Source organism: Halopseudomonas sp. L-58, from assembly GCF_056859475.1.
This window is the reverse complement of record NZ_JBSXON010000069.1, coordinates 24,864-37,165: the sequence shown is the minus strand read 5'-3', so window position 1 is coordinate 37,165 and position 12,302 is coordinate 24,864. Positions and strand designations below refer to the sequence as shown.

Genomic DNA, 12,302 nt, shown 5'->3' with positions numbered 1-12,302 from the left:
GGAGGCCTGATTGTTTTTTGAGCGTCATGAAGGGGGTGAACGTGCCATCCTCGTTCACCTTGAGGGCGTTGATGAACAGCGTCGTGAAGACCCGCATGAATTCATCGAGCTGGTGCGTTCGGCCGGGGCTGAAAATGCAGGCTTCCTTACCATCACGCGTCACAAGCCCACGCCGCGATTCCTGATCGGACCTGGCAAGGTCGAGGAATTGCGGGCGCTGGTCAAGGCCAGTGAAGGCGAAGTGGTGATCTTCAATCACACACTGACACCGAGTCAGGAGCGCAACCTCGAGCGTGAGCTTGAGTGTCGTGTGCTTGACCGTACCGGCCTGATTCTCGATATCTTTGCCCAGCGTGCCCGGACCCACGAGGGCAAGCTGCAGGTGGAACTGGCCCAGCTTGATCACCTGAGTACCCGCCTGGTTCGCGGCTGGACCCACCTTGAGCGTCAGAAAGGCGGTATTGGTCTGCGCGGGCCGGGGGAAACCCAGCTTGAAACCGACCGCCGCCTGTTGCGTGTGCGGATCAAGCAGATCAACAAGCGCCTGGAGAAGGTGCGCAGCCAGCGCGATCAGGCCCGTCGAGCTCGTCAGCGTGCAGAGATTCCGGTGGTGTCGCTGGTGGGCTATACCAACGCCGGCAAGTCAACGCTGTTCAACGCCCTCACTACCGCTACCGTCTATGCGGCTGATCAGCTGTTCGCTACCCTGGATCCGACACTTCGACGCATTGAGCTTGACGACGTCGGGCCGGTCATTCTCGCCGATACGGTGGGTTTTATCCGCCATTTGCCGCACAAGCTGGTTGAGGCTTTCCGCGCGACACTTGAAGAGTCAAGCCAGGCCGATCTGCTGCTGCATGTGATTGATGCGGCGGACGAGGAGCGCGAGTCCAACATGGAGCAGGTGCTCGCGGTGTTGGGGGAGATCGGTGCGCTCGAGTTGCCCATGCTGGAGGTCTATAACAAGATCGACCTGCTGGATGACTTCGAGCCGCAGATTCAGCGTAACGAGGACGGTGTCGCGGTACGCGTCTGGATCTCAGCGCAGAAGGGGCTTGGGCTGGAGCTGCTGCAGCAGGCAATCGCCGAGCGGGTGGGTGATGAGGTGGTGCACGCGCAGATTGTGCTCGAGCATGCCGAGGCGAGACTGCGTGCCCAGTTCTATGCTGTGGGGGCGGTGCTGAGCGAGCAGGTCGGCGACGACGGACGCCAGCAGTTGAATGTGCGCCTGCAGCGCAGTGATTTCAATCGGCTGCTCAAACGTGAAGGCTGGTTGCCCGAGCAGTTTCTGCAGCAACATACTTTGCAATGAAAGTGCGAGGGCGCGGTTCGCGTCCGTCGCGCCCTTTACGGTAGGATGTCACCCGGTTACGGGGCAACTCCCTGACCTTGAACGTTACAGACAACGGAGAACGCTATGGCCTGGAATGAGCCTGGTGGCGGCAATAATTCAAACGACCAGGACCCTTGGGGTAGCGGCGGCAATCGCGGCGGTAATCGCGGCGGCAAGCAAGGTCCGCCGGATCTGGACGAGGCGCTGCGCAAGTTGCAGGACAGCCTGAATAATCTGTTTGGCTCGGGCAAGCGCAGCGGTAATGGCGGGTCTGACCGCGGTAACGGCAGTGGTGCTGGTGTTCCCGGCTGGATCTGGGGGCTGGCGCTGGTTGTGGTGCTGGGTTTCTGGGCGTTCAAGGCTGTGTATATGGTCAATGAGCAGGAGCAGGCCGTGATTCTGCGCTTCGGTGAGTATCACCGGACCGTCGGCCCTGGTCTGCACCTGTATTTCCCGCCAGTGGAAAGCAAGTTTCAGCGCAATGTCACCCAGGTGCGTTCCTATCGCCAGAAGGGGCAGATGCTGACCGAGGACGAGAATATCGTTGAGGTGCCGGTCGCAATTCAGTACCGCATTTCCAATCTGGAAAACTTCGTGCTCAAGGTGGAAGACCCGGAAACCAGTCTGCGCCACGCTACCGAGAGCGCCGTGCGTCATGTGGTGGGTTCCACGCCGATGCACCAGGTGTTGACCGAGGGTCGTGAGCAGATGGCGGTAGAGGTGACCGAGCGGCTTCAGCGTTATCTTGATGCCTACAACACCGGTATTACCGTCACTCAGGTAAACATCGAGAATGCCCAGGCACCGGCCGAGGTGCAGGATGCTTTCGACGACGTGATTCGTGCCAAGGAAGACGAGGTGCGTGCTCGCAACCAGGCTGAAGCCTATGCCAATGGCGTTATCCCGGAGGCCCGTGGTCGCGCCCAGCGCATGCTCGAGGAAGCTAGCGGTTACCACGATGAGGTGATCGCGAGGGCAGAGGGTGAAGCTCAGCGCTTTGATCTGTTGCTGGAGCAGTATCAGGCTGCGCCGGGCGTGTTGCGCGAGCGTCTTTATCTGGACGCCATGCAGGATGTGTTGAGCAACACCAGCAAGGTCTTGATCGCGGGTGGCGAGGGCAGTAACAACCTGCTTTACCTGCCGCTGGACAAGATGATCGGCCAAGGTGGTTCGACATCATCTGCTACCGGTGCTTCCAGTCTGCCGTCGATGTCGCAGGGCGACGCTTCGACACGCTCAACTACATCGCAGCAGCGCGATCTGCGTTCCAGGGAGTCTCGCTGATGAGTAACAAGTCTCTGATGGGTTTAATTGGTCTGCTGGCGGTAGTGATCGTCGGCTGGAACAGCTTCTTCGTGGTCAACCAGACCGAGCGCGCCATCGTGCTGCAGTTTGGTAAGGTTGTGCAGAGCGATGTAGCGCCTGGACTCCACTTCAAGCTGCCGTTCGTGCAGGAGGCGCAGATTTTTGATGGTCGCCTGCTCACCCTCGATACCGCCACCCAGCGTTACCTGACGCTGGAGAAGAAGGCATTGATGGTGGACTCCTATGCCAAGTGGCGCGTTGCGGATGTTCAGCGTTTCTACACTGCTACATCCGGCCTGCGTGCAATCGCGGAGGAGCGTTTGTCGCGTCAGCTCGAATCTGGTCTGCGTAACGAGGTGGCTCGCCGCACGTTGCATGAAGTGGTTTCGGGTGAGCGGGACCAGTTGATGGCTGACATCACCGCGACCCTCGACGAGAATGCTCGCCGCGAGCTGGGTATCGAGGTTGTGGATGTTCGGGTCAAGGCCATTGATCTGCCTGCTGAGGTCAACCGCAGCGTCTTTGATCGCATGAGTACCGAGCGTGAGCGTGAAGCGCGCGAGCATCGAGCCAAGGGCGCGGAACTGGCAGAGGGTATTCGTGCAGATGCGGATCGTCAGCAGCGCGTAATTTTGGCTGAAGCCTTCCGTGAGTCCGAAAAGATTCGTGGTGATGGTGATGCCAAGGCCGCAGCCATCTATGCCGAGGCGTATAACAAGGATCCTGAGTTCTACTCCTTCACGCGTAGCCTGCAGGCCTATCGTGAGAGTTTCGCGGAGCGGTCCGACATGCTGGTGCTGGATCCGGAAAGCGAGTTCTTCAGATACATGCAGGGCAATCAGGCCAATCCCTGACAGGCTGACTAGAGCCATGAAACGGGTCACCCGACAGGTGGCCCGTTTTGCTGTCGGCGTAACGTTAAATTGGCTGAATGCCCGGGTGTCTGCTGCGTAAAACGTGTTACACTTGCGCAGCCGGGAAATCCCGGCTTTTTTGTGACCGCTCCACGCCTATGGCTGGCGGGTCGGCGCTGGAAGAGGCTCGCATGTGGCAGGATTTTCTTACCGCGCTGTGCCTGGTGCTGGTACTCGAGGGTATCCTGCCCTTTCTGGTGCCTGAGCGCTGGCAACGAATGATGAGTGGTATCGGCGACCTGAGTCCGCGTCAGGTTCGGCTGGCAGCGCTTGCCAGTATGGTGCTCGGTACCCTGTGTCTGTATCTGGTTCGCCAGGTGGCGTGATGTGGGCAGGGCTATAGTCCTCCCCCTCGTCACCCTGTATGAAAGGTTCTGAAAATGCCTACTGTAGATCGCTGGTTGCTGCCCGATGGCATCGACGAGGTGCTGCCCCGCGAGGCGGTGCGTATCGAGTCAGCCCGTCGGCAGTTGCTGGATCTGTTCTCCCGCTGGGGCTATGACCTGGTCATCACCCCGCATATCGAATACCTCGAATCCCTGCTGACTGGTGCCGGTCACGATCTTGAACTGCAGACGTTCAAGATGATCGACCAGATGTCCGGGCGCATGCTCGGCTTGCGGGCGGATATTACCCCTCAGGTAGCGCGCATCGATGCGCACACGCTGGGGGCGGAAGGGCCTTCCCGTCTCTGTTACTGCGGTAGCGTACTGCATACCCTGCCACGACCGCTGTCTACCTCTCGCAGCCTGATTCAGCTGGGTGCGGAATTGTACGGGGACGCGTCGAGTGCCAGTGACATCGAAGTCATTTCCCTGATGCTTGAGACCATGGCGGTCTGTCGGGTAAAGGGTGTTCACCTGGACCTCGGGCATGTCGGTATCTATCGTGGTCTGGTGCAGGCTGCAAATCTGGACGAGGCTACCGAGCAGGCACTGTTTGATGCGCTGCAGCGCAAGGCGCCCGATGAGGTGGCAGCTCTGGTTGGAGGTCTGCCGCAGGCGTCTATCGGGGCCATGCTGTGCAGTCTGGTTGAGTTGTCCGGTGGGGTCGAGGTGCTTGACCGGGCCCATGCGTTGCTCGATGGGGCGCCCGAGTCGGTCATGGCTGCGCTGGATGATCTGGCCGAGGTTGCCCAGGTACTGACGCGTCGGTATCCGGGTGTGCCGCTGTATTTCGACCTGGGTGAGTTGCGTGGCTATCATTACCACACCGGGGTGGTGTTTGCAGCGTTTGTACCAGGTATCGGTCAGAGTGTGGCTCAGGGTGGTCGTTACGACGATATCGGTCGCGACTTCGGTCGTGCCCGTCCGGCCACCGGCTTCTCCACTGATCTGCGTTTTCTGGTCCAGCGCGGCGAACTGCCTGATGCCGGCGTCCCTGCTTCAATTTGGGCGCCGCACAGCGCTGAGGCGGATTTGCAGGATGTGGTTGCCGGGCTGCGGGCTCAGGGTGAGCGCGTAATAGTGGCGCTGCCCGGGCAAGGGGATGCCGAGGCTGCGCAGCATGGCTGTAGCCGGCGGCTTGCCTATTCGGGCGGTGGTTGGCAGGTAGTCGAACTGAATTCGTGATTACAAGGCCGAAAGGTCATTTTATTTCTAGTGAGGCATGGGCTGAACATGGGTAAGAATGTTGTCATCCTGGGGACCCAGTGGGGCGATGAAGGCAAGGGCAAGATCGTCGACCTGCTGACCGATCAGGTGTCTGCAGTAGTGCGTTATCAGGGCGGGCATAACGCCGGTCACACGCTGGTAATCGATGGTGAGAAAACCGTACTGCACCTGATTCCTTCCGGGATTCTGCGTGACAACGTCCAGTGCTTTATCGGTAACGGCGTTGTGCTGTCGCCCGAAGCGCTGCTCAAGGAGCTGACCGAGCTTGAGGCCAAGGGTGTGCCGGTTCGCGAACGTTTGCGCATCAGCCCGGCCTGTCCGCTGATCCTGCCTTATCACGTAGCCCTGGATCAGGCGCGCGAGAAGGCTCGCGGCGAAGCCAAGATCGGTACTACCGGTCGCGGTATCGGGCCGGCCTACGAGGACAAGGTGTCGCGTCGCGGCCTGCGCGTGGCGGATCTGTTCCACCGCGAGCGTTTCGCTGCCAAGCTGGGTGAGGTGCTCGACTATCACAACTTCGCGCTGCAGCATTACTACAAGGTTGATCCGATCGATTTCCAGAAAACGCTGGATGAGGCGATGGGCTATGCCGAGTGGCTGGCACCGTTGATGACCGATGTAACCTCGCGCCTGCACGAACTGCGTCGCGAAGGTGCGAATATCATGTTCGAGGGTGCTCAGGGTTCGCTGCTGGATATCGATCACGGCACCTATCCCTTCGTTACCAGCTCCAACACTACGGCTGGTGGTACTGCGACCGGTTCCGGTTTTGGTCCGCTGTATCTGGATTATGTGCTGGGTATCACCAAGGCCTACACCACGCGCGTGGGCTCCGGTCCGTTCCCGACCGAACTGTTTGACGATGTGGGTAGCCGGCTTGCCGAGCGGGGTCACGAGTTTGGTTCGACAACCGGTCGCGCTCGCCGTTGTGGCTGGTTCGATGCAGTCATCCTGCGCCGCGCCATCGAGATCAACAGTATCAGTGGCCTCTGCCTGACCAAGCTGGACGTGCTGGACGGTCTGGATGTGATTCGTATCTGTGTTGGCTATCGCAATGCAGCCGGTGATGTGCTTGAGGCGCCGACCGATGCAGACAGCTACATTGGTCTGGAGCCGGTTTACGAGGATATGCCGGGCTGGCAGGAGTCTACTCTGGGCATCAAGACCATTGAGGGGCTGCCGGCTGCCGCGCGTGCGTATATCGCCCGCATCGAAGAGTTGGTTGGTGCGCCGATCGATATTATTTCGACCGGCCCTGATCGCAACGAAACAGTGATTCTGCGTCAGGTATTCTGACGCGGTTATTGGTTCGGTGCTGAAAAGGCGTCCTGCGGGGCGCCTTTTTTGTTTGGGGTGCCTGGCGGTCTGCGCAAGAGGGTGGCGGTGTTGCGTGTTGTCTGCGGGGGAGGGGATTTGCAGGCATAAAAAAACCGAGCGCAAGGCTCGGTTCTTTTATGAAATTGGTGCCCAGGAGAAGACTCGAACTTCCACGGCCGTGAGGCCACTAGCACCTGAAGCTAGCGTGTCTACCAATTTCACCACCTGGGCGATTTACTACTGTTGAAAATCAGGAGAAGATAATCCGATTTTCGAAATTGGTGCCCAGGAGAAGACTCGAACTTCCACGGCCGTAAGGCCACTAGCACCTGAAGCTAGCGTGTCTACCAATTTCACCACCTGGGCATGTCATGCGGACCTGCTATGCTGAACCGAAGTTCGTTGCAGTAGCTGTTTCCTGCTGACGGCGCGAATCTTAGATAGTCCCGGCGCACTTGTAAACCCCTGGCACGGAAAAATTATTTTTTTAAACAGGTGCATGCAGGCTTCATTTTCGGTTCAATAGGGCCCTATGACGAAAAAGACGAAATCCCCCGGTTCGACCTCTCGGTCGACCACCTCAAACGCTTCCCCCGATCTCGATTTGACCAAGGACTGGAGTCATCTCGACCCGGAAGCTCGGCGCGAAGCCGAAAAGTACGATAACCCCATTCCGAGCCGCGAACTGATCCTGCATCTGCTGGAGTCCCGTGGCGCGCCTGCGACCCGTGCGCAGCTGCAGCAGGAGTTCGGTCTGTCCGACGAAGACAGTATCGAGGCGCTACGCCGCCGTCTGCGCGCCATGGAGCGCGACGGGCAGGTAATCTATACCCGTCGCGGCGCTTATGCCCCAGTCGACAAGCTGGATCTGATTCCCGGGCGTATCCAGGGGCATCGTGATGGCTTCGGTTTCCTGATTCCCGACGACAGCAGCGGTGATATTTTTCTCGGCCCGTCGCAAATGCGCCTGGTCTTCGACGGTGATCGCGCGTTGGTGCGCATCACTGGGGTCGACCGGCGCGGGCGCAACGAAGGTGCGGTAGTCGAAGTGATCTCCCGCGCGCACGAAATTCTGGTTGGCCGGTACTACGAGGAAGACGGCATAGGCTATGTCGTCGCCGATAACGCCCGTATCAATCAGGACGTGCTGATTGCTCCCACCGCCAAGGGCGGTGTAAAGCATGGTCAATATGCCGAGGTACGCATCACCCACTGGCCGACCCCGAGTCGTCAGGCCCAGGGTGAGGTCATTGAGGTGGTGGGCGACTATATGGCGCCCGGGATGGAAATTGAAGTTGCGCTGCGCAGTTACGATATCCCCAGCGAGTGGCCCGAGGCGGTGTTGAAAGAGGCCGCTCTGCTGAAAGATCATGTGGTCGAAAAGGACAAGCAGAAGCGGGTTGATCTGCGCCATCTGCCGCTGGTCACCATTGACGGCGAAGATGCGCGTGACTTTGACGATGCGATTTACTGTGAGCCGCATAAGGCCAGCGGCTGGCGTCTGTTCTCGGGTGGCTGGAAGCTCTATGTTGCCATTGCGGATGTCTCGCACTACGTGCCGCTGGGCTCGGCGCTGGATGAAGAGGCCGAGCTGCGAGGTACCTCGGTCTACTTCCCCAGTCAGGTCATTCCGATGCTGCCTGAGGAGTTGTCCAACGGGCTGTGCTCGTTGAATCCGCATGTTGATCGCCTTGCCATGGTCTGCGAAATGACCGTGTCGAAGAGTGGCGAGCTGACTGACTTCGAGTTCTACGAGGCGGTTATCCACTCGCATGCGCGCCTGACCTATAACAAGGTCTCCAGCATGCTTGAACATCCGCGCAGTCGTGAAGGCAAGGCGCTGCGTGACGAGTATTCCGAGGTGGTTGCCCATCTGGAAAACCTGTATGAGCTCTACAAGGCCCTGGCCAAGGCGCGCCAGGGGCGCGGGGCGATCGATTTCGAAACGACCGAAACGCGTATGGTGTTTGGAGATGATCGCAAGATCGTCGAGATTCTGCCGACAACGCGCAATGATGCGCACAAGATTGTCGAGGAATGCATGCTGTGCGCCAATGTGGCGACTGCGCGCTTCCTTCAGGAGCTTGAGCTGCCGGGGCTGTATCGTGTGCATGACAGTCCGCAGGCGGAAAAAATCGAGCGTTTGCGCGAGTTTCTCAACTCGCTCGGCCTGAGTCTGACCCGCAAGAAGGGTGATCCGACGCCGGAAGACTATGCAGCAGTGCTCGCGCGTGTCCAAGGTCGTCCCGATGCCCAGTTGATTCAAACGGTGATGCTGCGCTCGCTCAGCCAGGCGGTGTACAGCCCGGACAATGCCGGGCACTTTGGTCTCAACTACGAGGCCTATACCCATTTCACCTCGCCCATTCGTCGCTATCCGGACCTGCTGGTGCATCGCGCCATTCGCAGTGTCATCCGCTCGCGTCGTAATACCTCTCTGGTACGTCGCGCCGGCGCCGGCGTGATTCCGAAGGCGAAAATCTATCCCTATGACCATCAGCGTCTGGTCGAGCTGGGCGAGCAGTGTTCCCAGAATGAGCGGCGTGCCGACGAGGCGACTCGGGATGTGGTGAGCTGGCTCAAGTGCGAGTTCATGCAGGATCGCGTCGGTGACAGTTTTGATGGTTTGGTTACTGCGGTCACCAGCTTTGGGTTGTTCGTCGAGCTCACAGATATTTATGTAGAAGGGTTGCTGCACATTACGGCATTGCCTGCCGACTACTACGAATTTGATGCGGTGCATCACTCGCTGATCGGCGAGCGTTCCGGTCGCCGCTTCCGTTTGGGCGACTCGGTGCGGGTTCAGGTGGCCAGAGTTGATCTTGATGATCGCAAGATCGACTTCGAGATGGCGGCAGATGCGCCACAGGCCCCTGTGGAACGTCAGGTATCGGCCAGTCGCGCCATGCGTGAAAAGCTGCTCGCTGATGCCCGTCGTGCCGCCGGAGAGGTGGCGCCGCGTGGCAATGCGCCGCGCAAGGGGCGCTCCGACGCCAGCACCGGCAAGCCGGGAGGGGGTTCGCGGAGCAAGACTGCTCGGCCCGCAAAGGCGCCTGCTGGTGGCAAGGCAGATGGCAAGGGTGCGGCGCCGACAAGTCGCGGCCCGCGAAAGCGCAAGGCGCGATAGGGTGAGTGCAGTTTGATGAGTGATCTTGAACGGGTGTTCGGCGTCCATGCCGTGCAGGCGCTGATTGAGCGTTACCCCAAGCGCGTCAAGCGTCTGATAATTCAGTCCGGTCGTCTGAATGAGCGTCAGCAGCGGCTTTTGTCCGAGGCGGAACAGGTCGGACTGAGTGTTGTTCGTTTGGCGGTTGATGAACTGGATGCCCAGGCAGATGGCGTTCATCAGGGCGTTCTGGCAGAAGTATCGCCCAGTCAGCTGTGGTCCGAGGAGATGCTGGGACATCTGCTGGACAGGCTCGATGGTCCGGCATTGCTGCTGGTGCTGGATGGTGTGACTGATCCGCATAATCTCGGCGCCTGCCTGCGCAGTGCGGATGCCGCCGGGGCGCACGCCGTGATTGTGCCCAAGGATCGCTCCGCGACCCTGAATCCGACGGTACGCAAGGTGGCCTGTGGCGCAGCGGAGACTGTGCCACTGGTGGCTGTAACCAACCTCAGTCGTACGCTGAGGCAGTTGCAGCAGCGCGGACTGTGGGTGGTTGGTACTGCCGGCGAAGCGGAACAACTTATTTATGATGTGGATTTCACCGTTCCGTCGGTGATTGTTATGGGTGCGGAGGGCGCGGGTATGCGTCGTCTGACCCGTGAGCACTGCGATTATCTGGCCAAGCTGCCGATGGCCGGCAGTGTCAGCAGTCTCAATGTCTCGGTCGCTACCGGCATCTGCCTGTTTGAAGCGGTACGCCAGCGCGGGGCATCGAGCTGATCCGGATGCCGACGGTGCCGAGGGCGCCGTCGGTGTAACTCAACCCTTGCAGGGTAGCTAGCCCCCACCCACACTATTGGCTTCCAGCTTCCAGCTTCCAGCTTCCAGCTTCCAGCTTCCAGCTTCCAGCTTCCAGCTTCCAGCTTCCAGCTTCCAGCCAAGAATTGCGTCTTGCTGGCATTTCCCTTGCAAGCTCGGCGGCCGTTCACTATGATGTGTGCCCCAAACCCTATGTTCCACTCCTTGCCAGACTGTTTGGGCAGCTGGCTATAACCCGTAAGGAGCTTGTATGCGTCATTACGAAATCGTATTTCTGGTTCACCCGGACCAGAGCGAGCAGGTTAACGCGATGGTTGAGCGTTACACCAAGCTGATCGAAGAAGACGGCGGCAAACTGCACCGTCTGGAAGACTGGGGCCGCCGTCAACTGGCTTACCCGATCGACAAGGTTCACAAAGCTCACTACATCATGATGAATGTTGAGTGCAGCGCCAAAGCACTGGAAGAGCTGACTGAAAACTTCCGTTACAACGATGCCGTTATCCGTAACATGGTCATCCGTCGTGACGAAGCCGTTACCGAACAGTCCGACATGCTCAAGGCTGAAGAGAGTGGTCGTGGTGAGCGTCGCGAGCGTCGCGAGCGCAACGACGATAATGACTCCGGCGATAACGCTGACAGCAACGACACCGATGACAACGGTGACGACGAGTAAGTTTTTTCAGTTCCCATTCCAGAATTAAGGAGACGCTGCCATGGCACGTTTTTTCCGTCGCAGAAAGTTCTGCCGTTTCACCGCTGAAGGCGTTAAAGAGATCGATTACAAGGATCTCAACACTCTGAAGGCCTACGTTACCGAGACCGGCAAGATTGTCCCGAGCCGCATTACCGGTACCAAGGCTAAGTACCAGCGTCAGCTGGCCGTTGCTATCAAGCGCGCCCGCTACCTGGCTCTGCTGCCTTACACCGACGGCCACGGTCGTTAATTGGTAGCCAAAAGTAATTGATCAGGAAACCGAATCGGCATGCAGGGGCTGGCTGAGTTCATCATGCGCGGTCGCAGACAAGCCACACTGGTGGTGGGTTTGTCGGTCGCAGTACCCATGCTGTTCTGGTTTGGTGCGGTGGCAATGGCGTTGGTGCTGTTGCGCCGCGGGTGGTCGGAAGGCCTCCCGGTGCTGGGTTGGGCGTCCTTGCCTGCAGTTGCCTGGGCGCTGTTGGGTGATCCTACCCCGCTGATGGTGTTGTTGGGCTGTTCGGCGTTGGCGCTGTTGTTGCGCCAGCGCAGTGAGTGGTCACTGGTGACGATGGCGACTGCGCCGCTCGGGCTGGTTTTTGCACTGGTACTGCTGGTTACCCTGCAGGGCCCGTTGCAAGAGGTGGCAGATCAGATTCGCTCTGCGCTGCCGCAGATGCTGACCGAGTTGAGCGCAGAAATCGACGAGGCTGCACTGGCCCGCCTGCAGGCACTTATGGTGCCGCTGCTGGCCGGTTTGATGGGGGCTACCCACGCAGCCATGACACTGGTGTGCCTGATTCTCGCGCGCAGCTGGCAAGCCCGGTTGTTCAACCCTGGCGGGTTTCGCGACGAGTTTCACCGTTTGCGCTTGGCTCCGTGGATGAGCATCGTTTTGGCCTTGCTGGTGTTTGTTGGCCCGCAGTTTGATGGGCTGGCAATGCTTGCACCGATTGCCACAGTGCCGCTGCTGTTTGCCGGACTGGCGCTGGTGCATGGCGTTGTCGGTATCAAGCGGCTGGGTATCGGCCCGCTGGTGGTGCTTTACGCGACGCTGATTTTTGTCTGGCAAGTGCTGTACCCCCTGATCATGTTTTTGGCGTTTATTGATAGTCTGTTTGATTTCCGTTCCCGCTTGCAGCCGGCTTCCGGTGCCAGTGGAAACGATGACTCAAACGGTCAAGGTTGAATTTAA

Annotated in this window: 11 protein-coding genes and 2 tRNA genes; 11 read left to right on the top strand and 2 right to left on the bottom strand. The window is 59.2% G+C overall.

The genetic code is table 11. From position 1 onward, the window contains the following. Positions 1-10 precede the first annotated feature (10 nt). From hflX to AC13EY_RS12120, 6 genes are all read left to right on the top strand, one after another. The gene (hflX, locus tag AC13EY_RS12145) at positions 11-1,312 is read left to right on the top strand and encodes a ribosome rescue GTPase HflX (RefSeq protein ID WP_228245201.1); all 1,302 of its coding nucleotides are present in this window, start codon (positions 11-13) and stop codon (positions 1,310-1,312) included. Between the two features lie 105 nt (positions 1,313-1,417). Continuing rightward, on the top strand, positions 1,418-2,617 hold the full coding sequence (gene hflK / locus AC13EY_RS12140) for an FtsH protease activity modulator HflK (RefSeq protein WP_228245202.1): 1,200 nt from the start codon (positions 1,418-1,420) through the stop codon (positions 2,615-2,617). After that, positions 2,617-3,492 carry a protease modulator HflC gene (gene hflC / locus AC13EY_RS12135; protein WP_269686896.1) on the top strand — a complete coding sequence of 292 codons (876 nt, stop codon included), beginning with the start codon at positions 2,617-2,619 and terminating at the stop codon, positions 3,490-3,492. Before hflK ends, hflC begins: the two co-directional genes overlap by 1 nt. Before the next feature lie 191 nt (positions 3,493-3,683). Further along, a complete protein-coding gene (locus AC13EY_RS12130) occupies positions 3,684-3,878 on the top strand; it encodes a DUF2065 domain-containing protein (RefSeq protein ID WP_088273909.1) in 195 nt (64 codons plus the stop codon). A 54-nt stretch (positions 3,879-3,932) separates the two neighbouring features. After that, positions 3,933-5,123 carry an ATP phosphoribosyltransferase regulatory subunit gene (locus AC13EY_RS12125; protein WP_269686897.1) on the top strand — a complete coding sequence of 397 codons (1,191 nt, stop codon included), beginning with the start codon at positions 3,933-3,935 and terminating at the stop codon, positions 5,121-5,123. A 48-nt stretch (positions 5,124-5,171) separates the two neighbouring features. Then, positions 5,172-6,461, top strand: coding sequence for an adenylosuccinate synthase (locus AC13EY_RS12120; RefSeq protein ID WP_088273446.1), 1,290 nt, complete (start codon positions 5,172-5,174; stop codon positions 6,459-6,461). 165 nt (positions 6,462-6,626) lie between these two features. Here the strand turns inward: AC13EY_RS12120 and AC13EY_RS12115 are convergent. After that, positions 6,627-6,713: transfer RNA gene (locus AC13EY_RS12115), tRNA-Leu, on the bottom strand. A 48-nt stretch (positions 6,714-6,761) separates the two neighbouring features. Then, positions 6,762-6,848 (bottom strand) — tRNA-Leu (locus AC13EY_RS12110). Positions 6,849-7,086: 238 nt separating this feature from the next. On the opposite strand from AC13EY_RS12110, the gene rnr reads away from it, so the two are divergent. The 5 genes from rnr to AC13EY_RS12085 all read left to right on the top strand — a co-directional run bounded on the left by rnr (position 7,087) and on the right by AC13EY_RS12085 (position 12,296). After that, positions 7,087-9,609 carry a ribonuclease R gene (gene rnr / locus AC13EY_RS12105; RefSeq protein ID WP_335600332.1) on the top strand — a complete coding sequence of 841 codons (2,523 nt, stop codon included), beginning with the start codon at positions 7,087-7,089 and terminating at the stop codon, positions 9,607-9,609. Between the two features lie 15 nt (positions 9,610-9,624). Beyond that, on the top strand, positions 9,625-10,371 hold the full coding sequence (gene rlmB, locus AC13EY_RS12100; protein WP_269686899.1) for a 23S rRNA (guanosine(2251)-2'-O)-methyltransferase RlmB: 747 nt from the start codon (positions 9,625-9,627) through the stop codon (positions 10,369-10,371). A gap of 289 nt (positions 10,372-10,660) precedes the next feature. Beyond that, on the top strand, positions 10,661-11,086 hold the full coding sequence (gene rpsF / locus AC13EY_RS12095) for a 30S ribosomal protein S6 (protein WP_088273449.1): 426 nt from the start codon (positions 10,661-10,663) through the stop codon (positions 11,084-11,086). A 40-nt stretch (positions 11,087-11,126) separates the two neighbouring features. Continuing rightward, positions 11,127-11,357, top strand: a complete 231-nt coding sequence (rpsR, locus tag AC13EY_RS12090; protein WP_083723771.1) for a 30S ribosomal protein S18 — start codon at positions 11,127-11,129, stop codon at positions 11,355-11,357. A 39-nt stretch (positions 11,358-11,396) separates the two neighbouring features. Further along, positions 11,397-12,296: a YybS family protein gene (locus AC13EY_RS12085; RefSeq protein ID WP_335599184.1), complete on the top strand. Its 900-nt coding sequence runs from the start codon at positions 11,397-11,399 to the stop codon at positions 12,294-12,296. Positions 12,297-12,302 lie beyond the last annotated feature (6 nt).

Bases quoted from the DNA above. Each gene is read 5' to 3' on its own strand.
- AC13EY_RS12125 (WP_269686897.1), top strand. From the start codon at position 3,933: ATGCCTACTGTAGATCGCTGGTTGCTGCCCGATGGCATCGACGAGGTG.
- AC13EY_RS12120 (WP_088273446.1), top strand. From the start codon at position 5,172: ATGGGTAAGAATGTTGTCATCCTGGGGACCCAGTGGGGCGATGAAGGC.
- AC13EY_RS12085 (WP_335599184.1), top strand. From the start codon at position 11,397: ATGCAGGGGCTGGCTGAGTTCATCATGCGCGGTCGCAGACAAGCCACA.
- rpsF (WP_088273449.1), top strand. From the start codon at position 10,661: ATGCGTCATTACGAAATCGTATTTCTGGTTCACCCGGACCAGAGCGAG.
- hflC (WP_269686896.1), top strand. From the start codon at position 2,617: ATGAGTAACAAGTCTCTGATGGGTTTAATTGGTCTGCTGGCGGTAGTG.
- rpsR (WP_083723771.1), top strand. From the start codon at position 11,127: ATGGCACGTTTTTTCCGTCGCAGAAAGTTCTGCCGTTTCACCGCTGAA.
- rlmB (WP_269686899.1), top strand. From the start codon at position 9,625: ATGAGTGATCTTGAACGGGTGTTCGGCGTCCATGCCGTGCAGGCGCTG.
- AC13EY_RS12130 (WP_088273909.1), top strand. From the start codon at position 3,684: ATGTGGCAGGATTTTCTTACCGCGCTGTGCCTGGTGCTGGTACTCGAG.
- hflK (WP_228245202.1), top strand. From the start codon at position 1,418: ATGGCCTGGAATGAGCCTGGTGGCGGCAATAATTCAAACGACCAGGAC.